The following is a 25,130-nucleotide window of genomic DNA, read 5'->3' as shown; positions in this document are numbered from 1 at the left end:
GAAGTTAATCTAGATTAAGAAATAAAAAAAAGCCAGTCATTAATGACTGGCTTTTTTTTATTTTATTTGATAAATAATTTTCCTCGTATCAATCTTACCTGATGTCAATTTTGTTTTAACTATCAAAGTCATATTGTTTGTTAAAATACTTTTTATCTGAAGCGTATTACTATTAATATTTTTCTTTTCAAATAATTTTCTCCCTAAAATATCAAAAACAATTACTTCATTTAAATTAATTAAAGAAGAAGTAATATTTAATCCGTTATCATTCGAAAAAACATTTAAAACATTAGAATTATCCTCTAAATCATTATCAATCAACCCATCTTTATAAACAACTTCAAATCGATCATTAAAAACTCCTGACTGACTTGTAAAAATATATGGGGTTAATTTAACATCGTGAATGATTCCTTCATACTTGTCATGTATATAAATGCTTTGTGTTTCAAACAAACCATCTTGTGTTTCAAAGGAAATATTATAAACACCATCATTTATCGCTTTAAAACCTAATTCTACAACATCGTTATCATTAAATGGCAAAGCTTTACCTTGAATAACATACTCCTCATTATCAATAAGGTTATATATCATCGAATTTGATTTATCTAAAGTTTTTCCATCAATTAAATTATCAAATCCATTTGTCGCATTCTGAGCATAACCAATAAGAATTTGATTATAATTATTAACATTGTCGTTTAAATTTAACCAAAATCTATGTTTTTCAACAGTAGCTTTAAAAAATTGTGAACTCAATGATGCGTTAACCCTTTGAGTATTAAAAAAATTTAAATCTCCTGCGGAAGTTGCTTGCACATAAAATCCTTGAGCATTTTGTATAATTCCATTAGGAACTTCTCCGCCTGCAGCAGATGCTGTTCCTCCTAAAGTTGTATAAGATGCAAAATTATTAACCGGATAAACACCTCCACTTGCAGGTACTGTATGCGTCCAAAAATATAGCGTTCCTACACTTGGATTATCTGTTAAAAATATATCTGCATCTACAGGAGAAGGATATGGATTACCTATTAAATTATATCCCATACCAACGGTTTGCACTACGTCTCCATTAGTAGGGACACCTTGAAAAACCCCATTATATGCAGTAGGAACAGTTGACGACCAGGTATTTGCAACACGAATCATATATCCTTTTCCTACTTCAAAATTTGAAGTAGCATCAACAGATTGATAGGCTGTAGGTGTTGTTGTTCCTGTATATAAATACTCATAAAAACGAGTAAAAATAGTATTTGGAGAAAAGGCTAATAATTGTTGACCCGATACTGGAGAAGACCAAGCAGTATAATCTAAACGAATCATTGGCGCTGAATCTCTATTCAAAACTATATCTCCAGAATTGGCATCATCATTAATTTGTCTTAAAGCAGCATTATTTTCAATAGTAAGTAACGCCCCTAAATCAACAGTAACACTACCTTCAACTATCAAAGTATGGTTACTAGAAAAAGTTACTAAAGCAGCGTTTGATACTGTAACTGAACAAGCTTCTAAATCTCCTGATGAATTGTAATTACCAGTAAATACGACTTTTGTTTTTGAATCAGGAACTCCATTACTCCAAGCTAAACCATCCCAAGTACTAGACTTATCACCACAAATAAAATCTCTAGGTTGTTGAAAACCTTGATTATATGTGTTGGTTCCATCAGTAGAAACATTTATAACAACTTCTCCAATGGTATAATCAAACATATATGAACCTGTTGTTAAAGTGTTTCCAGAACTTGCCACAACTTCCCTTTCGATAGTTTGCGAGAAACAGAACGAGCTAAGAAGTATTGAAATAATTAAGTAATAAAATTTATTCATTATAAAATTATTTTGGCAAGTTAGTTTTTAGATTGAATTAATTGATTTACTAATTTTTTCAATTCTTTAACTTCATCTTCAAGAGTCTTAATTCTGTTGTCTTTATCATCTAAACTTGTTTTTAAAGTACTTCCAGAATAACCAGACAATCTATCTGCTGTTTTAGAGTGTAACGCATAAGGAACACTAATTAATTGTGTTGTTCCAAGTGTAGTATAACTAGAACCTCCTGTTACATCTGCCTCTACTTTAACAAAGTGTAAATCTCCCGCCCAATCAATTGTTGTAAAGTCACCACTTGTAACTGAACCACTACCGATTTGAAAATTCACTATACCATATTGAGATGTAGTAGTTGAATGTGTTTCTTCATAAATTACTGTACCCGAATTTGTAGTTTCTAGAATACTAATTCTAAAAGAAACACTTTGGTTCGCAATTGCATCTCCATTTGTGTCTTTAATAGCTGTTTGATAATTGAACATTTCTGGAGTCATATCAGTTCCCGAACCGTCTGCTGCATCTTCTAACGCTTCAACTCTATCTTCTAAATCAGATAAAGCTTGAATATCAATTGTTGAAGTAGACCAAGCAGCTCCATCCCAAACATATAAAATCTTATCATCTGTATCAAAAACCATTAAACCTGCATCTGTTGTTGTTAGACCACCTTCAAGCGTTGTTCTATTGGCTGTTGGCATACGGTTTACTTGAAATCCTTTATTTGTATCTGCTAAATCTAATGATGCATTTGCATTAGGTGTGTCTGTACCAACACCTACACTTAAAGGATTTGTAACTCCACCTAAAACCATTGTATTATCGTTAACTGCTGTTGCAGCATTACCAATAGCTACTGAATTGAAACCTTGAACATTTGCGTTATAACCTATAGCAATATTATATGTTGGATTCAATGCACTTGGATTTGTAGATGAAGCTCCATTACCTATAGCTATAGCACCTACATTTTCTACAATCACTCCTGAACCAATACCAACAGCGTTAGATTGTGCAACATTTACTTGATTTCCAATTGCGATTGAATAATCTGAATTGTCTGTAGTTTGAAACTGATATCCCATCCCAATAGCTCCAACAGCATTTTGCATATTTCCTTCATTTCCTATACCGATAGCATACTGACCTTCATTATAAGAATAATAGCCCATAGTTATTGCATCATTTTGAGCAGCTATAGCTTGAGAACCAATAAACGTAGTTCTGTTTCTATTAGTATTTCCACTCCAACTAGTAAAATTACTATTAGATGTTACTCCAGATGCTCTACCATATCCTGAAAAAGCTCCCATTCCAACATTATCTTCACCTTCTCTATTTGAAGCACCTGACAACATTCCTACATATGTATTTCTATTTGCATTAGTAAGAGAGTTTGTTCTATTATTGTCCCAACCTGACATTGCCCCAACAAAAGTGTTAAAATCTGCCCATTCAGTAGCAACACCAGATGCTGCACCTACCATTGTATTATAAATACCATCTCCAACATCAATTGCAGAAGAATCTCCAATAGACGTATTATGATGACCATCATCTACATCACTCATTGCCTCACTACCTACTGCAACATTTCTATACCCTACATTTGCTGAAATACCTGCCTCATTACCTACAAATACGTTTTTATAACCTGTAGTATTACTAAATCCAGCATCTTCACCAATAAAAGTATTTTCATAACCTGTTGTATTACTAGTACCTGACTCTTCACCTACGAAAGTATTATCGTAGCCTGTAGTATTCATTTCACCAGACTCCGTTCCAATAAATACATTATCCCCAGCAGTAACATTTGAATATCCTGCTTGATGACCAATAAAAGTATTGTCAAAACCAGTTGTATTATTATAACCAGCTGTATATCCTATAAATACACCTTCAGAAGTAGTATTACTTCTACCTGATTGATACCCTACAAAAGTATTTTGTGAACCAGAAGTTGTTAAAGCACCAGAGCTATCTCCGTAGAAAGTGTTGTAATCTCCTGAAGTTATACTAACTCCAGAACCTGTTCCTTGAACTTCATTTAATGTTTGCGATAGACCTAAAAAGGTTGTTAGTAAACATGAAACTAGTAAAATTTTTTTCATTGTTTTTAAGTTAAAATATGCGGTTAGATTGTTGCAAAGTTAACTTTTTTAACAACAGAAAGCGCTTTTATCTATCAAATGCTTTTTTTTCCGATTAAATACAACAACTTTTTTGATAATTTTCTATTAAATTGCACCACCATATTTTTATTCATTATGAAAAAAACCGAAAACTTTACTTCTTTATTAATTTTTATATTTACATTTTCGGTCTATACATTCACAGCTTCTAGGACAATAAATTTTTGGGACAGTTCTGAGTTTATAACTACTAACCTAAATCTAGAGGCAACACATTCACCCGGAGCGCCTTTTTATACCTTATTAAGTAGCTTTATTTTACTTTTTTTCCCGGTCACATGGAGTGCTTTAATTTGTAATTTAATTTCTTCTTTATTTGGTTCACTTACAGTAGTTTTCTTATTCAAAATATCGTATATGGTTTGCAGTAAAATGCAGAATGATAGTTTATATTCAAAATGGATTTCAATCAGCTCAGGAACGATTAGTGCTTTAACCCTTGCCTTTTCAACTAGTTTTTGGACAGCTTCAACCGAAACCGAAGTTTATACACTTTCAAGTTTTTTATTGTTACTATCTTTTTATATTGCTTTATTGTGGAGTCAGTCAAAAGATGAAAAAAAATCTAAAAGATTAATTTTATTTTTCAGTTTTTTATTAGGTATTTCAGTAGGTGTCCATTTAATAAATCTTTCTGTGATTGTTCCTTTATCAGTACTTTATGCTCATAAAAAGAAAAACGAAAATTGGAAATTCATTGGGATTTATTTACTCGCATCGGTTATTTTATTTTTTTGTATTTATCTTTTTGGAATTCAGGGTTTTTTAAAAACATCTTCCGTTTTAGATATTTTCTTAGTGAATAGATTCAGCTTCCCAGTAAATTCAGGCTTATTAATTTCTATTCTAGGACTTTTATCTATTTGCTTTGTTCTTCTTTTAAAAGTTAAAAACAACAAATTAAAATTTATTGTTTTATCAACATTACTTTTTTTTATTGGAGGAAGCTCTTATTTGCTACCCATTTTAAGAAATAATGTTTCAACTCCCTTTTCATACCAAATAAAATCAAGCAATGATTTATTAAATTATATACAAGCTAAACAATTTGGCGTTGATAAAATTCCATTACTTTACGGAACATCCTTCAATGCTCCTTTAGACAAGATTACTCCTTTTGTTGATGGAAGAAAAATAACCTCTTATAATGATATAACAAAGAAATACGAAGTTGTAGATGATGGGTATTATAGCATCCCAAATTATGCAGATGAATTTAAAATGTTGTTTCCAAGAATGTACAGTCAAAATTCTGTTAGTTCGATAGGTTACAGAAACTGGGCTACCATTAATGGAGAAAAATTTAATTATTCAATTAAAGGTAAAATACAAGAAATTTTAAAGCCTACTTTTTCTGAGAATTTGGCTTTTTTTTATAATTATCAAATCAACTGGCTTTACTTTAGATATTTAGGATGGAACTTTATAGGTCGACAAAACACAATTAAAGGTACAGGAGACATTTTTAATGGAAATTGGAAAAGTGGAATTAATACATTTGATAAATTTAGAATTGGCGAAGAAATTATCACACCCGAAGCTTACAAAAAAGATAAAAGTAATGATGGATATTATTTCTTACCATTTATATTAGGCTTAATAGGTTTATTTGCAATTCGAAAAAGTAGAACATTTTTATTAGTAACATTATTGTTCTTTCTAACTTTTGGAATTGGAATTATAATTTACGTTAATCCATTACCCGAAAGTATTTTAATACGAGAACGTGATTATATCTTTTTAGGCTCTTTTATCATTTTTTCATTATGGGTTGGACTTTCTCTTATTCAAATAATAAAATGGTTGACGTTCTTTAAGAATAAAAAAATCAAATTAGCTTTTGCAACAATTATTGTTTCACTTTTTGCACCAATTCAATTATTGGCAAAAAATTTTGACAATCATCAACGTTCAAAAGATACTTTTGCTTATGATTTAGGAAAAGCTTATTTACAATCATGCCCACAAAATGCTATATTAATTACAAATGGTGACAATTTTTCATTTTCATTATGGTATTTACAAGAGGTTGAAAATTTTAGAACTGATGTAAGAATAATTAACTTTGACCAACTAAATTTAGAATTTTTCATTGATAAATTAAATTCTAAAAATTTTAATGCTTTACCTGTAAATCATTCCTTAACTAAAAACATTTATATTGAAGGTAAATCAAAATTAATTCCTTTTCAAAAGGAAACGAACCAATCTATTAATGTAAATGATTTAATCGGATTTCTAAACAATGAAAAATCAACTATAAATTGGAATGGAAAACAACAACACTATATTCCAAATGATATATTTAACATTCAAATTGACTCTTCAAAAATTGCATATAGCAACCTCATTAACACAGAGAAGCTAAATGCAAAATTCATCACCAATATAGAATGGCGATTTACAAAAGAATTCTATCAAATAAATGAATTAATATTACTTGATATTATTCAAAACAACCTAACGCAAAGACCAATCTGTTTTAGTGTAAATGGTAAAACCGATCATTATATTGGCTTACAAAATCATACTATTCAAAATGGATTTGTTGAGATATTATATCCAATAATACGAAAAGAAAAAGGATTAAATCCTAAAATAGTTGACACTGAAAATATGTTTCCGCTTTTAAATAATGAAATTACATTTAACGGAATTTTTAATCAAAATGAAATTATTGAAAGTGAAACAATTGAATATTCGCAATCAATAATTAGACGAAACTATTACTTTTTAGCACAAGCTTTAGCTGAAGAAGGAAAAATAAATGAAGCAAAAACAATTTTAGATAATTGTATCAACTTATTGCCAAATGAGAAAGTTCTTTACAAACAATATGCTTTTGCTTTAGGAAGATTATACTTTAGAATTGGAGAAAAAGAAAAAGGAATGCAAATTTGTAACCTGGCCATTAACAATATTTGGAACGAATTAAACTGGATTACTTCTTTTAATCCAAAAAACCCAATCATTAATGTTAAACAAGGTGAAAAATTAATGAATATGTATTCACAAATGCTTCAACAATATCCTGGAGACGCAAATTCATTAGAGATAAATCCCTTGGAGTTTACTAATTTTATGACTTATTTTAATCACTGGAAAATTAAAAACTGGCCGTATTAATTATGTTTTTATTCTCAACAGAAGTAACATCATCTTCCATAAAATCTGACAATCCTTTATACCAAAGGACGGTTAAGGCTTATGAAATTGTTTCTAGTCAATTATACGGCGATGTACTAGAAATTGGCTGTGGAGAAGGTTATGGAATAAATCGCATTATAGATAAAGTAAATACTTTAACAGTAGTTGATAAATCAAAGATTTCATTAAAATATATTGCTAAACAATATCCTAAAGTAAAAACATTAAAATTAAAAATTCCGCCTTTAACCGAATTAGAATCTAACAGTTTTGATTGTATTATATCGTTTCAAGTAATTGAGCATATTAAGGATGTAAATTTGTTTATTAAAGAAATTCATCGCTTGTTAAAACCAAATGGAATCGCATTTATATCAACTCCAAATAAGATTAAAACTTTAGCTAGAAACCCCTGGCATTTTAAAGAGTTTAATTTTTCCGAATTAGAGGATTTGGTAAAAAATCACTTTGAAGTTTATTCGATTAATGGCATAGAGGGAAACCCTAAAACAGATCAATATTATTTAAAAAACAGTTTATCTGTTAAGAAGTTTTTAAAATTTGATATTTTTAATTTGGAGCAAAATTTACCATCGGGATTATTAAAAATCCCATATGAGTTTGCAAATAGATTAAACAGAAAGAAGCTTTTAAAAAACAACAATCAATTAGTAAATACAATAACTACACAAGATTATTCTTTACAACCTTATTCAAAAAACACATTAGATTTATTTTGTAAGCTAACAAAATGAAACACTAATAATTTGATAGTATTTTATTTATTAGGGAATACTTTATTATAGTATTTTAGCGTTTCAACTAGAATGTCATTTTTTGAATGAAAATCAAAAAAATATATAATTTAATTCTACCCCTTATTCTTTTACTTTTAATGAATACTATTTCTTACAGTCAAAATAGTGAAGAGATAAAAGATTCTACAAAAGTATATCGTAATATTTACGATTTTTCAAGAAAGTCGAAAACATCAGAATTCTTTTATCATTTGTTTTTTAATAAGAGAGCTTTACAAAAAAAGCCGAGTTCTCAAGTTTCTCCTAAAAATACTAAACCCGAAATTAATCATATAAAACACAAAGGGAAAATTATTCGTAATATTTATATAGATAGTTATGATCCCTTTGGTTATTCATTAAATGACACTTTGAAAAAACCAAGGAAAAAAATCGAGAAAATTGGCAATTCGACACATATTAAAACTCGAAAATTTACAATAAAGAATTTGTTATTATTTAAAGAATATGAAGAGTATGATTCTTTAAAAATTGTTGAATCTGAACGTTTAATTAGACGCCAGAGGTATACACGACGAACCCAAATTGAAATTTTACCAACAAACTCAGCTGATACTGTTGATGTTTCTGTGAAAGTTTTAGACTCTTGGAGCTTATTACCAAACGGAAACTTATCTACTAACCAAGGAGATGTTAAGCTAACCGAAAGAAATCTATTAGGTCTTGGTCATCAAATAAGCGGAACATATAAATATCGTTTTGAAGATCATCAAAAAACAATTTCATCTCGATATTCTATTAACAATATTAAGAATACTTTTATTTCAATTGATCTTCGTTACAATAATGATTTCGATAAAAATAGCAACAGAACAGTTGGTATTAACAGAGGGTTTTATTCGCCATTAACAAAGTGGGCTTTTGGTGCTAATTTTCAAAATGCAACACAAAAATATTCATTTGATCAAGTTATTGCTGATAGTATTGTAGTACAAGACACAAAATCACAATATGAGGATTATTGGATAGGTCGTTCTTTTAAAATTCATAATGACAACTCATATAAAAGTCGAACAACACGTTTGATTACTTCATTAACATTCAACAAGAGGATTTATAAAAGAAAACCAGAACCTACAATTGATTTATATAATTATTATTCGAATGAGAAGAATATTATTGGGTTAATTGGTGTTTCTTCGCGTCAATATTATCAAGATAAATTTCTTTTCAATTACGACATCATAGAAGATATTCCTTATGGAGAAACCTACGCATTAACATTTGGAAATCAAGAAAAATTCGGAATTAACCGATTATATCTAGGTTCAAAAATTGCTTATGGCAGGAAATATTCTTTTGGTTATTTAAGTGGGTCTACTGAATTTGGTTCATATTTTAACAGCGGAAAAGCAGAACAATCAGCAATAAAATTTGAATTCAATTATTTTACTAATTTAATTCCATTAGGAAGATGGAAAATGCGTCAATTTGTCAAGCCAAGTTTTACTTGGGGCAACAATCGTTTAAATTCTGAAAAAGATTTGTTAACGCTAAACAACAATATGGGAATAGAAGGCTTTAGCAGCCCTATTACAGGAACTCAAAAATGGGTGTTAAATTTACAAACACAAACTTATACACCTGGAAATTGGAATGGCTTTAGATTTAGTCCTTATTTTAACGCAACATTTGGTTCGTTAATAAACAATGACGTTTCATTTTTAAAGACACCTATTTTTTCAAAATTTAGTATTGGATTTCTTATTAATAATGATTACTTGGTTTTTAATAGTTTCCAAATTTCTTTCTCTTACTATCCAAGTATTCCTTTTGACGGAAATAATATTTTTAAAACAAATTCTTTTGAAAATTCTGATTTATCCATTTCGGACTTTCAAATCAGTAAACCTTATTACATTAATTACGAGTAGTTAAATTTCGTTTAGTTTTACTAAATTATATTTTAGGGCATAAACCACAACTCCAATGATGTTTTTAGATTCTGTCTTCTCCATTAAATGACGTCGATGTGTTTCAACAGTTCGCTGGGCAATATTTAATTCATCAGCTATTTCTCTACTACTATATTCCTTTGCAGCTAATTTTATAATATCAATCTCTCGAGCCGTAAACGAAACATCAGGATTCATATATTCTGTTGTAGATTGATTAGCGCTTTTTTCCCAAAGTAAGGCTTCACGCAAAATTGACCCCAATTCGTTACCAAAATAATACCCTTTATCGCGAACACTTTTTATGGCCTCTTCTAATTGTTCAGGGTTTGAATTTTTAGTAAAAAATCCATGAGCGCCCAATTCCATAACTTTATGAATACTTTCTTTTGTTGTTAGTTGCGAAATGATGATAATATATAAATCGGGATATTTTTCGCGAAGAATTTTACTCGTTTCAAAACCGTCCATTTCTGGCATTTGAATATCTAGTAAAACTAAATCGATAGGGTTTGTAGCTAATTTTTCTAAAAACTCTTTTCCGTTTTCGGCTTGATAGGCAACATTAATTCCTTCAAAAGAATTTACTAAAAGTGCTAAACTTTTTCTAAATAATTGATGGTCATCAACTATGGCAATATTCATGGGTTACTTTTTAACCGAAAGTACAAATTTATTTCCCTTTTCTTGCGGAATTTGTTCAAAATTTGCCTCAATAACTTTAATTCTCGAGCTAATATTCTTTAAACCAGCACCTTTAGAAGTAGCATATAAATCTTTAAAATTATACGGAATTCCGTCGTCTTCGATTAGGAGTGAAAAACTTTCAGCATGATCATTTAAGCCAATTGTACATTGTGAAATTTTTCCGTATTTCATCATGTTTGATGTAAATTCTTGAGTTATTCGAAACAATTCATAAGCTTTATCTTGTGGAATTTCATAAGCAAATCCGTTTACATGTAAGTTAAAATTAGCTTCACTAGTTTTATTAATTCTATCTAAATAATCTTGAACTGCTGGAACAAAACCAGCTTTTTCTAAAAGTGGTGGCATTAATTTATACGAAACCAAACGTGTGTTTTCTAATGCTGCTTCTACTCCATTATTAATTTCTGTAAACATTTCTTTTTTATCGGCATCAGTTTCTGTGCGAAGAAGAATAGAAATAAAATTTCTAACCGCATTTAAATCGCCCGAAACACCATCGTGAATATCTGCAGCAATACGTTGGCGTTCATTTTTTTCACTTTCTAAGGAAGTTTTTAAAAGCAATTCGGCTTCTTTGCGCTTCATTTTTAAAACGTAGGTTTGATAGAAAACCGCTAAAAACAAAAGCACCAACACTAATATAACAATTAGCGCGGTACCAATAATGATTAATGATCCAACTTGATTATTTTCCAAACATTATAAAATTAAATGTAGATATCGCTAGTTATCGCACATAGGTTTTACAACGTAAAGGTAGAAAAATTGTTTTTGCCAAATATTAATAAATTCAAAAAATTATTTCTTGTTTGACACTCTCAACAAAGTAATTGAAATTATTAATCTATTCAACAAATTAAAAGACAAAATTAAGTATGATAGAATTTTTAAATTTCGAGCACTATTTTTCCAAATATAATCAGTTGAAATAAATGAAACTGAAGTACCTAAAACATAAATCAATAAGGCGGAAACAAAATAAAAACTTGAGCGCTTGTAAAGTGGTGTTTCTTCAAAATTTTGAAACACTCTAACAAACCACAAAACACAACTTATTAAAACCATTAAAGTTGTAAAAATAATAATTGGCAAATCGCCTACAGTTTTATAATTCCAACTAAAAGATAAATAAACATAAAGAATTAAATATACAATGCTAAGAAACATATAAAACTTTTTAAATCGTAACTCTTTATAAAAGAAATATAGTATAGAATAGTACTCTATAAAATCATAAAAACGTATCCAATAGAGTGAAAACCCTTTGTTGTTTCTTAAAAAAAATAGTTCAAAAAAAGTTGCAAAAAAAACAACATATAGATAAGGAGAAAGATAATAACAACTTTTTGTAAGTAACTTTTTTTTATACTTAAAGTAAAAAATCACTATAAGTATAAAACCAAAGAAATAATAAAGTTGTTTTAAAATAAAAAATTCCATTACTATTTAATCCTACTCGCTTTCCAAAAAACAACCAATAACGTAATTCTCAAAACTAATGCGGCATACAAAATTATCATATAAAAACCTCTAATATTCATTTTATATTGCTTCATGTAATCTGTCACAACAAAAACAATAAAAGTTGAACAAAAATACAATAGAAAAGCTGCAATAATATAGAAAACAGGATTTACATAAAAAGAAGTTTCTTCCATTTTTTTAAATGCATCAACAAACCAAATTAAACTACTAATAAGAACTAAAGAGACCATCTCAACCTTTAAACTTATAAAATTAAATCCTATCCTTGGGAAATAAACCCATTCATAAATTTGATATAAATAAGTCATAATGTATAAGATGCTAAAAAGTAAAAAAAGTTTATTCCTTCCTAAGAGCTTATTATAAAAATATAGTAAAGCAAAAAATTCTAATAAAGTATAAATTCTAAACCATGGGGTAGTACCAACTTTAAAAATTCCCGTTACAATTGATTCATAAATCCCTCCAATAACCATCAATAAACAATAAGGGAGTAAAAAATTAATATAATCTATTTTTTTACTCCCTTTTATTAAATAAATAATTATTGGAAAACATCCAATTATCACCAAAAAAAGAATAAATATTTGTCTAAAAGCCAAAGCTTAATTAATTGTTTAACGGACTTGAAGAGTCACATTCTGTTGGACAAGGGTCAAAATGATCTAATATAACGGCAGTCATATCTCTACCTTCTTCATCAACTCCAACTAAAACCGGAGAAATTTGTTTTGCATCAGTATCGTAGCCATAATAAATACGAACTCCCATAACACCTTCTTGATTTAAAACAAGGTTAAGTGTGTCTATTCCTACGAAACTTGCTTTGATTTCTCCTGGAAATTTTGCTTGAAAATTTTGAATTAATTTTTGTGCATCTGCTAAAGAAATTTCTGCACCTGAATTAGGACTAATTGCCATAAAAATAATTTTTTAAAGGTTAATAGAGTTATAAAAGTAATAAGAATTTAATATAAAAAAAACTGGATTATGAAAAAAAGCTTAGAATTAAGCTATACATAACTAGCGAATATTTTTAACCTACACTTTTCTAAATGCAAATTTTAAAATTACCCAAATGATTCTTAAGGATAGAAACAAATAGGCATAGGCAACAAAGTACCTAAAATCATAATCCAGTATATAGTTTAGTAGCAAAGCACAAGACAAGTACCCTACTGAATAGAACATCGAATTAATAAAAACATCTGTTAAATTATTTACCTTTTTCTCTTGATTGAACAACAATAAAAAACGTGTCAAAACAACATTCATTATTAACCAAGCAAACGACAAACAAATGCTAAAAAATAAAATGTAATAGAAATTTACATCTAATAATAATCTATTATTTATTCTATCTACAAAAGATGGTTTAAAAAGCACTATTGCAATTAAGAAATAATACGACAACCCGAAAACAGAGAACAATACCGCCTTTGAGTCGATACTAAACCATTCTATTTTATTTTCTGCTTTCATCTTTTATAATTTAAAAAAGTAGAAATGACATGTAAACGAAAATAACCCATACCAATAAAATATTTTATCATGCCATTTCTACGATTCTAAAGTATAGCACTTCAAAGTATTTTCCTATACGTAGAAATACGTATTTTTATACGTATAAATACGTATTTTTTACCTTTATATGAAATTTTATCTTCTAGAACAGTCTTTTTATCGAATAAAAAGTGATAAAAAACGACTAATTTTCCTATCTTTTTTTTTCCTATATTTGATATACTAACCAATTAAACTAATAATTATGTTATTTAATCCAATTGCAGTTTTCGTAGCTGCTTTATCGACTTTTCTAGTCGGATTTATTTGGTACAATCCGAAAGTATTTGGTACTATTTGGATGCAAGAATCAGGAATGACTGAAGAAAAAGCCAAACAAGGAAATATGGCTAAGATTTTTGGACTAACTCTTATTTACTCCGTATTAATTGCTTTTATGATGCCTCAATTTGTAATTCATCAAGTAGGCGCTTTACAATTAGTGGGTGGAAACTTAGAAGATCCTTCTTTTATTGAGTATTTAAAAGATAAACAAGATGTTTTTAGAACTTTTAAACATGGAGCCTTACACGGTTTTATGCTAGGGTTACTATTTATTTTACCAATAACAGCTATAAATGGGCTTTTTGAACAAAAATCTTGGAAATATATGCTTGTAACTGGAGGATACTGGATTGTATCACTAACAATTATGGGTTCTATTATTTGTGGATGGAAATAATAAAAAGTTAGTTTCTTAACATTTAATTAAATATAAATCGCTCTATTTTTGTAGAGCGATTATTTTTTGCATTGAAAAACATCTCTTTTAAAATATATAATTCGGTTAGCGAGCTTCCACGTAATTGGGATGAGGTTTCGCATCCCAATCATTTTTTACAAACACCTTATTTAAATGTGTTAGAAAAATCGGCTCCTACAAATATGGAGTGTTTTTTTATTGGCATTTTTGAAGATCATGAACTTATAGGAACTTCATTAGCGCAATATCTTGATTTAAACAAATTAGAATCTTTTGGTGAACGTGATAATTGCTTTAAAACAAAAATTAGAAATTTCGTTTTTAAAAATTTTGCATCGCACGTTTTGTTTTTAGGAAACAATATGATTACTGGTCAAAATGGATATACATTTAATAAAGAAATTGATTTTGAAAGTGTAAATAATGTGATGATGCAATGTACTGAAGCTATCATTGAATATTTTAAAAAGAAAAAAATTCGTATTCATATTGTTAGCTATAAAGACTTTTATAATGAATGTTCTGCTGAATTAAAAAAGTTTGATTTTGGTAAAATGTATGAATTTACTGCGCAACCAAACATGATTTTTTATCTAGATAAAAACTGGAAGACAAAAGATGATTATTTTCAATCTTTTTCAAAAAAATATCGCGACCAATACAAAAGAGCGCATAAAAAGTTTGATGGAATTGAAGTTCGCGAACTTTCTACTGAAGAAGTAATTCATTTTGAGAGCGAGTTGTATCAATTGTATTATTATGTTGCCAAAAATGCTCCGTTTAATACATTCTTTTTAGACAAACATCACTTTTCTACTTTTAAGAAACAATGCGGCAATCGATTTAGAATTTGTGGTTATTTTCTGGAAGGAAAATTAGTTGGTTTTCATACTTTACTTTTAAATGGAGAGGTTCTCGAAACTTATTTCTTAGGTTACGACGAAATGCTTCAAAAAGAAAACATGTTGTATTTAAACATGCTTTATAATATGACCGAATTTGGTATTGAAAACGGTTTCAAAAAAATAATTTTTGGAAGAACTGCTTTAGAGATTAAGAGTTCAATAGGTGCTGAACCTATAAAAATGTCTGGATTCATTTTTCATACTAATAAATTCATCAACAAATACATTGGAAAAATATTTGACAGCTTAGAACCTGAAGTTTCTTGGCACCAACGTCATCCTTTTAAGTAATATGTTAATTTGTTATTCGTTAATTTGTTAATTCTAAATTACTTATTTTTATAAATAGCCCTGATAGAGCCAAGCACCGTGTGCAGGTGAAAGCAGGAAATAGCTTCTAATTAAAATCTTCAATCTCAAACTGAACGCTTTCCCAATCTTCCATTAATTGATCTAAATCTTTTTTCTTCTTCTCATATGCCGAAAAGAAATTAGTATCTTCCATCAACTTTTCGTAGTTTCTCGCTAAATCTTCATCGTCTTTTTGAATCGCTTTTTCTAATTCATTAATCTGACTTTCAATTTTACTCAATCTATTTTGAAGCGACTTTTGTTTCTTTTGTTCTTCGTAAGATAATGTTTTCGCTTCTTTTGTTTCAAGTTTCAAATTGTTTTGTGATTTTACTTGATCTTTAATTTCAAAAGCACGCATATCATTTGCGTTTCGTTGCTCTAAGAAGAAATTAATGTCTCCTAAGTATTCTTTTATTTTTTGGTCTTTAAATTCGTAAACCGTATTGGTTAAACCTTGTAAGAAATCACGATCGTGAGAAACTAAAAGCAAAGTACCTTCATAATTTTTCAGTGCCGCTTTTAAAACGTTTTTCGATTTTATATCTAAGTGATTCGTAGGCTCATCCATTAGCAAAACATTGATAGGCTGAAGCAACAATTTACATAGAGCTAAACGATTTCTTTCTCCACCCGATAACACTTTTACTTTTTTCTCAACATCATCACCTCTAAATAAAAATGCTCCTAACATATCGCGAACTTTTGGTCGATTGCCATCGTTTGCAGCGTCGAGCATGGTATCTAATAATGTTTTTTCACCATCTAAATATTCAGCTTGATTTTGAGCAAAATAACCCAACTGCACATTATGTCCGAGTTTTATAATTCCATTATACTCAAATTCATCAACTATTGCCTTAATAAAAGTCGATTTTCCTTGTCCGTTTTGCCCAACGAAAGCAATTTTGCTTCCACGTTCCACTAAAAGAGAAATATCGGTTAATACTTTCTTTTCTCCAAAATTCTTTGAAACGTGTTCCGCTTCAATAACTACTCTACCCGGTGTTTGCGAAACGGAAAATGAAATATTCATTACCGAATTATCATCTTCATCAACTTCAATTCGTTCTACTCTATCTAATTTTTTAATTAAAGATTGCGCCATTGAAGCTTTAGATGCTTTTGCTCTAAACTTTTCAATTAGTTTTTCAGTTTCTTCAATTTTCTTTTGTTGATTCTTTTGCGTTGCTAATTGTTTTTCGCGAATTTCTTCACGTAAAACTAAATATTTTGAATATGGCTTGTTGTAATCATAAATTTTACCAAGTGAAATCTCAATTGTTCTATTGGTAACATTATCTAAAAACATTTTATCGTGAGAAACAATTACTACAGCTCCAGGAAAGCTTTTTAAGAAGCTTTCTAACCAAATGATACTTTCTATATCTAAATGGTTCGTAGGCTCATCTAGAAGCAAAACATCGTTGTTTTGCAATAATAATTTTGCCAATTCGATACGCATTCTCCATCCACCTGAGAAAGAATCCGTAGGATTATTAAATTCTTCTCTTTTAAAGCCTAAGCCCAATAGTATTTTTTCGGTTTCACCAACGTAATTATAACCACCAAGAATTTCATACTGATGTGTAACTTCGCTTAATTCATCAATTAAATCATGATAACCTTGACTTTCATAATCCGTTCTATTCGCTAATTGATGATTAATTTCATCCATTCGAAATTCGGCACGCTTAATATCTTCAAAAGCTTGATACGCTTCTTCTAAAACAGTTCTTCCTTGTTCAAAATCGATATCTTGACGAAGAAAACCTAAACGCACTTCCTTTTCAGTCGCTATAACTCCAGAATCAGGTTGAATATCGCCTGCAAGAATTTTAAGCATTGTTGATTTTCCGGCTCCATTTTTTCCAACCAAACCTACTCTATCGCCAGCGCCTAAACGAAAAGTAACTTCCTCAAACAAATAAGTTCCACCAAATGAAACGGATAAATTATGTATATTAAGCATAGTATTTTTGTTACAATTGTTACTTATAAAAAGTTACCTTGTAGTATCTTTGTGTAAAATTAATGCAAATGTTAGAAAAAGGAACGAAACTCAATAGCATTTTAACAGGAAGTTGTCCAAAATGTCAAGAAGAGAGCATGTATAAGGATAAAAACCCTTATAATTTTGGTAAAGTTGCTGATATGCATGAAACTTGTAGTCATTGTAACTTAAGATATCAAATCGAACCTTCATTTTTTTATGGAGCAATGTATGTAAGCTATGCTGTAGGTATTGCTTTTGGCGTTGCTGCATTTATAATTTCGTTTGTATTTATTGGTACAAGTTTAAAAATTGCATTTGGTGCTATTATAGGGACATTAATTCTCTTTTTGCCAATTATAATTAGACTTTCTAGAAATATATGGATAAACTTCTTTGTCGATTACGATGAAGATTGGAAAGAACATAAACATGAAAAAAGAGCTAATTAATTAGCTCTTTTTTTGTAATATCTATTAATATCAATTTCTTTATCTAAAGGAACTTCTTTTTCTATGTATTCCAACAAGCTTTTAGCTAAAAATGGTCCAAGCATAACTCCTCTAGTTCCTAAACCATTTAGAAGATGTACGTTTTTATATTTATAATGTGTTCCTACAAGAGGTCTTCTATCTTTAACTGTTGGTCGAACACCAGCCAAATGTTCTACTATCTCGTATTTACAATCTATAAGTTCATCTAATTTATCTAAAAGTTCTTGCTTACCTTGAATAGTTGGTTGATTGGTTTTATCTTCCCAATTGTAAGTTGCACCTACTTTATAAATATCATTACCAATTGGCAATATAAAAATATTTGATTTTACAATTTTATCTAGATTTAAATCAGCACATTTAATGTGTAATAATTCACCTTTAGTTCCGTCTAAAGGTAAATCATAGAAAAAAGGGTTTTGGTGTAAACCAAAACCTTCTGAAAAGACAATATGTCTTGTTTTTATACCTTTATATTCAACATAATCTTCATAAAAACTAATTATTTCATATTGAAATGATTCTCTTAAAAGGATATTGTTTGATTCTAAATAGTTTTGATAATTGGTTATTAATGTCTTAATATCTAAATAACCTGAATATAAGACTTCACCAAAGCCAAAAGGAGAATCTACACCGTTAATTTTATCAAATAACAAGTTAGGATTTAGAAAATTTGTAAGAGAAGGTTTATCTGAGGCAACAAACCAATTATTTTGTTCTTCAATGCTGGCAAACTTGCGCCAAAGAGGCATCGGAAAATCGAATTTAACATCTAATTTATCTTCTATCTTAGGATAGAAATCTTGAATGATGTCTAATTGCATTTGAGCATTCCAAATTTCAGTAAAACGCTTTAATACAACAGGATTGTACATTCCACCAGCAACTGTAGAAGAAGGCTGAGAACTGTTTTCGTATACTAAAACTTTTTTACCTGCACTTAAGGCAAATTCAGAAAAACAAACTCCAGCTAAACCAGCACCGACAATAATATAATCTATCATAGTACAAAAATAAGAAATCCCGACAATTACTTGTCGGGATTAAAATGAATTGGAGTAAAATTTATACTAGTAATTCCACATATCTTGTTCGAAATCTCTAATTTTCTCTTTAACACGCTCTGATTCTAATAATTGCATTTGAGCGTTTTCTTTCATGTATTCTTTAATTTGTCTATCCGCATAAACATTCTCTTCAATGTAGATTACACCGTTAAAACGTCTAGCATTTAACAAATGATCGAAACTAAAAGGCATTGCTGAGTTTCTGTTGTTGAAAGCTTTAGCTTTGTGTAAAACTTCTCTTGCAGCTGGAAAATATACCCAGAATAACTCAACCATCTCATCAGTATCAGGATTGTCTTTATAAATTTGTACGTCTGGTACAACTGGACAAATTCCTAACATTCTGTATTTTAACTCACCTTGTCTTTTATCGAAATACCAATATCCAACAACTTTGTAAGATTTCACTAAATCAGCTTCAATCTCAGTTTTGATGATATATTGTTCATCGATTTTTTTCTCACCTGCTAAGTATGCATCATAATCCTCATTCATTTGCTCTCTACCTCCATCAGTAGTATCAATTGCAAATAAAGATTGCTCGATGTCTTTTAAAGTTTTCTTTGTAGTAAAATAACTATCATCGTAAACTTCCGTAATTAAACTATCTCTGATAGCTTTCTTCAAAACATCATACAATGGCTTTCTGTCAGGACCAAGGTTCTTTTCAACAGGATAGTAAAGAGGGAAGTTTACACGCTCATCTAAGTCGATGATTTCCCAAACTCTTTTTCCCATTAAGATATCTCTATCCATTACATAACCGTAAGGAAGAGGCATATCATTTTCGGCTACTAATTCAGCATCCGTTTTTTTCCCGATTTGATCAGGAGTTTTTGCATTTAAAAGATTAGATTGTGCATAAGTAAAAGTTGAACTTAAACCTAATGCTACTACTACTATAAACTTTCTCCAATTCATTTTCTAAGTCTTTATTTTATGGTATAAGAAATTATTATAAAATTTCAAATGTACAAGGCGATACTTTTTTAGCTACCTGATTAATTCCTTGATATTTAACTTTAATATCAGAAATAATGATAACATCACCTTTCATTGCTTTCTTAACAGCTGCTTTAGCTCTACCGTCTAAACGGCTTCCATTTACAACAATTGTAGGTTGACCTGGAACTTTAATATTAAACTGAGTTACATTAACAGTAACTGGGAAATCAAAGTCTTCTAATACTGCAGATACTTGAGAGTTTTCTAAACTTGATTTAGGACCTTTTGCAGCATCTTCTCCACGGATTTTACCTGTTGGTGAAGGAATTCCTTTAATACGGAAAACTTTTTTATCAGAAACTTTTTGACCATCAGGCAACGTACCTGTAACATTGATTGTAGTTTCAGTACCAGAACCAGCAGTCAAAGTATATTGTCCTGGCTTACTAGCTTTAGATAAAGTAGCTCCTGCAGCAGTAGCGTTAACTTTATCAGCTGAAATACCAGCAAATGAAATTGACATAGGGTTAGGAACACCACGGTATACAACATTCATCTTATCAGCAGATACAGTAGCTGAATTTGGCTTAGGTACTACCACATAGTTTCCATCGATATCGATATCAACTGGTTTACCGTCTTCCATGAAAGTAAATTTACCTTTAATTTCATGCTCACCTACATTACCTGTAGTAAAGTTTAAGTTAACTTGACCATCTTCTAAAGCCTCGTTAAGATTAACTTCTGAACCATTAACAACAACTTTAGTTGGTACTGTAGATTTGTCATAACGACCTAATACAACTTTACCTGCAAATTTCTCACCAGCAAAGAAAGCTGATTTTTCAGGAATAACAATTGCTTTATAGTTTCTAAAAGAAGCAACAGTTGTTAATGCGTTACCTAAGAAAGCATTATAGATGTCAGCCTCGATTGTTTTAACATCATTTTGTAAAGCTCCTAACTTAGCAACAGTTGCAATAGCAGGGAAACCTTTAAAATGATAATCTAAATATAATTTAGAAACACCTTCTTTATCTTTAACGTTCTCAGTAGAAAATTTCTTTTTCAAGTTATCCATAATAACTTGGTATTTAGCAACATTTCCTAAAACACTTTGAACACCGTTTTTGTATTTGTCAAAAGCAGCGATAATTTCTTTACCTTTTGGAGAATAACCATCTCCAGCAAACCAAGCCTCATCAATTGTAGACTTATCCATTGCCTCGTAAGGTAATTTACCTTCTTCTTTTTCAAAACCACCTTCTACTTCAGATTTTAATTTCCCTAAATAATTAAAGAACTCATTTGAAATAGATTTAATTTGTTGCGCTTTTCTATTAGCTTCCCCAAATTGATCTGGAGTATCAGAAGCTTTAGTCTCTAATGAACCTAATAAACCTTGGTTACTTTGATCCATTGTTGCATTAGCCGCATCAAATTTTTCATTCATCAAACCGAAAGCGGTTAATACCTCTTTCGACATATTTAAAGCTAGCATCGCGATGAAAACCAAGTACATTAGGTTAATCATCTTCTGTCTAGGGGTTAACTTTCCTCCTGCCATTTCTTAAAAATTTTGTTTTTTATTATTAAATATAATTTAAGTGATTAACAATTGATAATAAATTATCCTCTGTTACTCATAGCAGAAAGCATACCACCGTACACAGCATTCAATGAAGCAATATTTGAAGTCATTGATTGCATTTGCTCTTTTAATTTAGCAGCATTTTCAGCGATTTCAGCATTAGCAGCAGCATTTTTCTGAGCTCCTTCTAATTGTGCTTGATATAAACTGTTTAAAGATTTTAAATTATCAGCAGCTGCAACCATTTCAGTAGCATATTGTTTTTGAGAAGCAATAGAATCTACAGTTGGAGCGATGTTTTTAGCAGCACCTTCAAAATTTTTGATAGAGTTACCTAAACTTTCCATTAAAGCACCATCAATTTTAGCTTCTTTTAACATATTATCTAATTTTTGAGATAATAAACCTTGAGCATCTTCTGGCTTCTCATTTTTACCTTTTGGCTTAGCATCACCACCAGCAAGTTCTGGATAAACTAAAGACCAATCTAAATCTTTTTCTGGAGCTTCAAAAGCTGACAAACCAAAGATAAAAGCCTCCGTTAATAATCCGATAATAAGCATTGGACCTGCGCCTGGCCAGTGCATTAATTTGAATAATGCTCCAACGATTACTACTGCCGCACCCATTCCATAAAGGAAATTCATTACTTTTTTACTTAAAATTGCCATAATAAATAAATTTTAGTTAGTTAAGTTAATATAATTTAAATTGGTTAAATACTATTTTGGTCTAGTTCCAGTTGCAGCTGTTCCCATATAATCTTGAACAGTTCTGAAACCAATGTAACTTCTTGATGAATCTGCATATTCATAATCTCTTGTTCCAACAGCTAGGAAATACCCAACATCTTTCCAAGAACCACCTCTAACAACTTTACGTTGATTTTTTCTATCTGGCACATTTGGATTCATTGTAGAAACAAACTCATAAGAAGAAGGGCTATAAGCCGACTGAGTCCACTCAGAAACATTACCAGCCATATTATATAAATTATAATCATTTGGCTCATAAGATTTAGCTTCTACAGTATATAAAGCACCATCCGCAGCATAATCACCTCTATTAGGTTTGAAGTTTGCCATAAAACAACCTCTATCATTTTTAGCATATGGACCACCCCATGGATAAGTAGCTGACTCAATACCACCTCTTGCCGCATATTCCCATTCAGCTTCAGTTGGTAAACGGAAAGAGTTAATTTGATCTCTACCTTTTTTCTTTTTAATATAAGAGTTTTTATACATTGTTCTCCAAGCACAAAACGCTTTAGCTTGATTCCAGCTCACACCCACTACAGGATACTCATCATATGCCGAATGCCAGAAATAATCATTATGCATTGGTTCATTATATGAATAAGCGAAATCTGTAATCCAAACAGTAGTATCTGGATAAATTTCAATTGGCGGATTATCATCATACAATCCTTTTCTTCCTTTTTTCTTTACAGCCTTATTCCAATCTACCTCTCTATATCTAAATTGTAATTTAGAAACATCCATAGTCTTTAACCCATTATAAGACTCAGATTCTGGTAAGTACATTGAATCCATAACCTCAACATAATACTCATCTGGGTATTTTTGAGGGTCTTGAATTAATTTAGGCTCACCTTTACCTCTTTTTAATCTTCTACCAGCATAAGGATCTTCATCAGTCCCAACACTATAGTAGTTTTCATACATATATTTATCATAAGGCGACATTTCCTCTACATTTTGATCTGCAAAAGCATAATCCCCAATACTTCCACCTTCTTTTCCACTTCTAGCACCATCTGAACCAGTTTCACCTACTTCATCTGCCAATACTGCCAATCTTGTTCTAACAATTGAGTCTTTTACCCAATTAACAAATTGACGATACTCCGCATTGGTAATTTCAGTTTCATCCATATAAAACGAACGAACCGTAACTGTTTTAGTTGGAGCGTCTTGAATGTTTGCCAAATCATCATCTGATTTACCCATTACAAAAGCACCACCAGGAACTAAAGTCATCCCATAAGGCTTTTCTGGATGCCATTTTCTACTTTTGGCTCCTACTAATTCACCTCTGTCACCCTTGCTACAGCTAACTAATAATGATAAAATTGCTGAAAATGCAACTAACTTCTTCATATAAATTTGGGTTAAATGTATTTTTACTTTTAAGGGCGTAAACCTATTCAATAAATTTGAGAAAAACAATTTTTTTTCAAAAAAAACCTTAAAAAAATCTTAAAGTAACCATATTGTTTAACAAAATACTCACTTATTAAGACTTTTTACAACAGATTTCGCCTTTGTGCTTTCCACCATCTTTCTGGTCGTTCTTGCTCACATGCCGCTAAATAATCTTCATGTGTGCAAGGTAATAACGTATTTCTTTTTATTTTATTATTCTCGTTTAAAATAAATGGAATTTCAATCCACCATCTTCCTGTTTTATCGCTCTTATAAAAAATCAATTCTTCATCATCAATCGGCACTATATATTTATAGTAACTTTCTTTACTACCATAAGGATATTCATTAGAACGAAATGCATAACCTTCTAAAAAATACCATAATACTTGGGCCACCAAAGATACTTCTTTTATCGAATTATAAAAGTTAAAAATTCCGAAACTTGAAACTTTATCACTTATTCCAGCATAACGAGCCAACGCACATATTTCTTTACCTGTAAAGCCATTTGGATTAAACTGATGAAAATTACCCGAATATGAAGACTGCACAGAACACAAATCAAAACTCACTACATCTGCATCTCTTAAAACTGGTTCTGCAATAGGAATATTATTAGACACTTCTCCAAGCCTATATGATTCAAAAAATAATTTCTCAACTAAATCTATTTCTTCTTGAGAATTAAAATAAGTTTGATAGCCAATATTTGCATAATTGAATAAATTACAAGGCTCTTCTACTACAATCCTTGATAAATAAGAATTAAATGGCAAACCAACTTCTTTAGCAAAATCAAAAGCGTTGTCTACAACAACCAAATTCACCATTTGATCAAGACTGTCGTAAGACCTATACAAAGGATACGTTAAATCTTGCGTCCCTCCTATTATTATAGGTGTGATTTTTTTTCGGATTAAATCTTCCGAAATGGTTTTTACTAAAAAATAAGTATCTTCTATTGATGCTCCAGCTTGTATATTTCCTAAATCAGCAATAGTAAAATTCCAATTTCCCGGAAAAAGTGAATAAAGATACTTTCTAAAATTTACAAAATCTTCATCAGGATTATCAACTTCAGCACCTCTATATTCATTAACCGTAATTAAAGCAATTTTTATTTCCTCTAAATTAGGAAATTCGTCTTCAGTATGAAGTATAATTTTATTTCCTAATGCTTGTTTTGATAATCCATTGACAAACTTGAGTAATCCCTCATTAATAGGTTGCAGAAAATCAAACACCATA

General features: G+C 30.1%; 21 protein-coding genes. 6 read left to right on the top strand and 15 right to left on the bottom strand.

Annotated features, from left to right (window positions below):
* Nucleotides 1–57: 57 nt before the first annotated feature.
* The gene (locus KK2020170_RS05990) at nucleotides 58–1,845 is read right to left on the bottom strand and encodes a T9SS sorting signal type C domain-containing protein (RefSeq protein ID WP_221259911.1); all 1,788 of its coding nucleotides are present in this window, start codon (nucleotides 1,843–1,845) and stop codon (nucleotides 58–60) included.
* Nucleotides 1,846–1,865: 20 nt separating this feature from the next.
* Nucleotides 1,866–3,959, bottom strand: a complete 2,094-nt coding sequence (locus KK2020170_RS05985; protein ID WP_221259910.1) for a hemagluttinin family protein — start codon at nucleotides 3,957–3,959, stop codon at nucleotides 1,866–1,868.
* 156 nt (nucleotides 3,960–4,115) lie between these two features.
* Here KK2020170_RS05985 and KK2020170_RS05980 point away from each other — a divergent pair, with 156 nt between their 5' ends.
* From KK2020170_RS05980 to KK2020170_RS05970, 3 genes are all read left to right on the top strand, one after another.
* Nucleotides 4,116–7,166 carry a glycosyltransferase family 117 protein gene (locus KK2020170_RS05980; RefSeq protein WP_221259909.1) on the top strand — a complete coding sequence of 1,017 codons (3,051 nt, stop codon included), beginning with the start codon at nucleotides 4,116–4,118 and terminating at the stop codon, nucleotides 7,164–7,166.
* A gap of 2 nt (nucleotides 7,167–7,168) precedes the next feature.
* On the top strand, nucleotides 7,169–7,942 hold the full coding sequence (locus KK2020170_RS05975) for a class I SAM-dependent methyltransferase (RefSeq protein WP_221259908.1): 774 nt from the start codon (nucleotides 7,169–7,171) through the stop codon (nucleotides 7,940–7,942).
* Nucleotides 7,943–8,082: 140 nt separating this feature from the next.
* Nucleotides 8,083–9,879, top strand: a complete 1,797-nt coding sequence (locus tag KK2020170_RS05970; protein WP_221259907.1) for a BamA/TamA family outer membrane protein — start codon at nucleotides 8,083–8,085, stop codon at nucleotides 9,877–9,879.
* Here the strand turns inward: KK2020170_RS05970 and KK2020170_RS05965 are convergent, their stop codons facing one another.
* The 6 genes from KK2020170_RS05965 to KK2020170_RS05940 form a co-directional block, all read right to left on the bottom strand.
* Nucleotides 9,880–10,545: a response regulator transcription factor gene (locus KK2020170_RS05965; protein WP_221259906.1), complete on the bottom strand. Its 666-nt coding sequence runs from the start codon at nucleotides 10,543–10,545 to the stop codon at nucleotides 9,880–9,882.
* Between the two features lie 3 nt (nucleotides 10,546–10,548).
* The gene (locus KK2020170_RS05960; protein ID WP_221259905.1) at nucleotides 10,549–11,307 is read right to left on the bottom strand and encodes a sensor histidine kinase; all 759 of its coding nucleotides are present in this window, start codon (nucleotides 11,305–11,307) and stop codon (nucleotides 10,549–10,551) included.
* A 102-nt stretch (nucleotides 11,308–11,409) separates the two neighbouring features.
* Complete coding sequence (locus KK2020170_RS05955; RefSeq protein ID WP_221259904.1) at nucleotides 11,410–11,778, bottom strand: hypothetical protein; 369 nt, start codon at nucleotides 11,776–11,778, stop codon at nucleotides 11,410–11,412.
* Nucleotides 11,779–12,053: 275 nt separating this feature from the next.
* The gene (locus KK2020170_RS05950) at nucleotides 12,054–12,404 is read right to left on the bottom strand and encodes a hypothetical protein (RefSeq protein ID WP_221259903.1); all 351 of its coding nucleotides are present in this window, start codon (nucleotides 12,402–12,404) and stop codon (nucleotides 12,054–12,056) included.
* Between the two features lie 301 nt (nucleotides 12,405–12,705).
* A complete protein-coding gene (locus KK2020170_RS05945) occupies nucleotides 12,706–13,017 on the bottom strand; it encodes a hypothetical protein (RefSeq protein ID WP_221259902.1) in 312 nt (103 codons plus the stop codon).
* Nucleotides 13,018–13,137: 120 nt separating this feature from the next.
* Complete coding sequence (locus KK2020170_RS05940; protein ID WP_221259901.1) at nucleotides 13,138–13,578, bottom strand: hypothetical protein; 441 nt, start codon at nucleotides 13,576–13,578, stop codon at nucleotides 13,138–13,140.
* A gap of 286 nt (nucleotides 13,579–13,864) precedes the next feature.
* Here KK2020170_RS05940 and KK2020170_RS05935 point away from each other — a divergent pair, with 286 nt between their 5' ends.
* Nucleotides 13,865–14,341, top strand: coding sequence for a DUF1761 domain-containing protein (locus KK2020170_RS05935; protein WP_221259900.1), 477 nt, complete (start codon nucleotides 13,865–13,867; stop codon nucleotides 14,339–14,341).
* Nucleotides 14,342–14,412: 71 nt separating this feature from the next.
* Nucleotides 14,413–15,558, top strand: a complete 1,146-nt coding sequence (locus tag KK2020170_RS05930; RefSeq protein ID WP_221259899.1) for a peptidoglycan bridge formation glycyltransferase FemA/FemB family protein — start codon at nucleotides 14,413–14,415, stop codon at nucleotides 15,556–15,558.
* Between the two features lie 106 nt (nucleotides 15,559–15,664).
* On the opposite strand, the gene KK2020170_RS05925 is transcribed toward KK2020170_RS05930, so the two are convergent.
* Entirely contained in the window at nucleotides 15,665–17,590 is a 1,926-nt protein-coding gene (locus KK2020170_RS05925; RefSeq protein WP_221259898.1) for an ABC-F family ATP-binding cassette domain-containing protein, read from the bottom strand.
* A 68-nt stretch (nucleotides 17,591–17,658) separates the two neighbouring features.
* Between KK2020170_RS05925 and KK2020170_RS05920 the strand changes: the two genes are divergently transcribed.
* Nucleotides 17,659–18,063 carry a DUF983 domain-containing protein gene (locus tag KK2020170_RS05920; protein ID WP_221259897.1) on the top strand — a complete coding sequence of 135 codons (405 nt, stop codon included), beginning with the start codon at nucleotides 17,659–17,661 and terminating at the stop codon, nucleotides 18,061–18,063.
* Here the strand turns inward: KK2020170_RS05920 and KK2020170_RS05915 are convergent.
* The 6 genes from KK2020170_RS05915 to KK2020170_RS05890 form a co-directional block, all read right to left on the bottom strand.
* On the bottom strand, nucleotides 18,060–19,112 hold the full coding sequence (locus KK2020170_RS05915; RefSeq protein WP_221259896.1) for an NAD(P)/FAD-dependent oxidoreductase: 1,053 nt from the start codon (nucleotides 19,110–19,112) through the stop codon (nucleotides 18,060–18,062). The two genes, KK2020170_RS05920 and KK2020170_RS05915, sit on opposite strands and share 4 nt — an antisense overlap.
* 66 nt (nucleotides 19,113–19,178) lie before the next feature.
* A complete protein-coding gene (gene porN / locus KK2020170_RS05910) occupies nucleotides 19,179–20,096 on the bottom strand; it encodes a type IX secretion system ring subunit PorN/GldN (RefSeq protein ID WP_221259895.1) in 918 nt (305 codons plus the stop codon).
* Nucleotides 20,097–20,130: 34 nt separating this feature from the next.
* A complete protein-coding gene (gene porM / locus KK2020170_RS05905) occupies nucleotides 20,131–21,687 on the bottom strand; it encodes a type IX secretion system motor protein PorM/GldM (protein ID WP_221259894.1) in 1,557 nt (518 codons plus the stop codon).
* Nucleotides 21,688–21,749: 62 nt separating this feature from the next.
* The gene (porL, locus tag KK2020170_RS05900) at nucleotides 21,750–22,382 is read right to left on the bottom strand and encodes a type IX secretion system motor protein PorL/GldL (protein WP_221259893.1); all 633 of its coding nucleotides are present in this window, start codon (nucleotides 22,380–22,382) and stop codon (nucleotides 21,750–21,752) included.
* 51 nt (nucleotides 22,383–22,433) lie between these two features.
* Nucleotides 22,434–23,834, bottom strand: a complete 1,401-nt coding sequence (gene porK, locus KK2020170_RS05895) for a T9SS ring complex lipoprotein PorK/GldK (protein ID WP_221259892.1) — start codon at nucleotides 23,832–23,834, stop codon at nucleotides 22,434–22,436.
* A 146-nt stretch (nucleotides 23,835–23,980) separates the two neighbouring features.
* Nucleotides 23,981–25,129 carry a formimidoylglutamase gene (locus KK2020170_RS05890; protein WP_221259891.1) on the bottom strand — a complete coding sequence of 383 codons (1,149 nt, stop codon included), beginning with the start codon at nucleotides 25,127–25,129 and terminating at the stop codon, nucleotides 23,981–23,983.
* Between the last annotated feature and the right edge of the window lies 1 nt (nucleotide 25,130).

The sequence above is a fragment of the Flavobacterium okayamense genome (assembly GCF_019702945.1).
Lineage (GTDB): Bacteria > Bacteroidota > Bacteroidia > Flavobacteriales > Flavobacteriaceae > Flavobacterium > Flavobacterium okayamense.
This window is presented reverse-complemented; position numbering and strand designations above follow the sequence as displayed.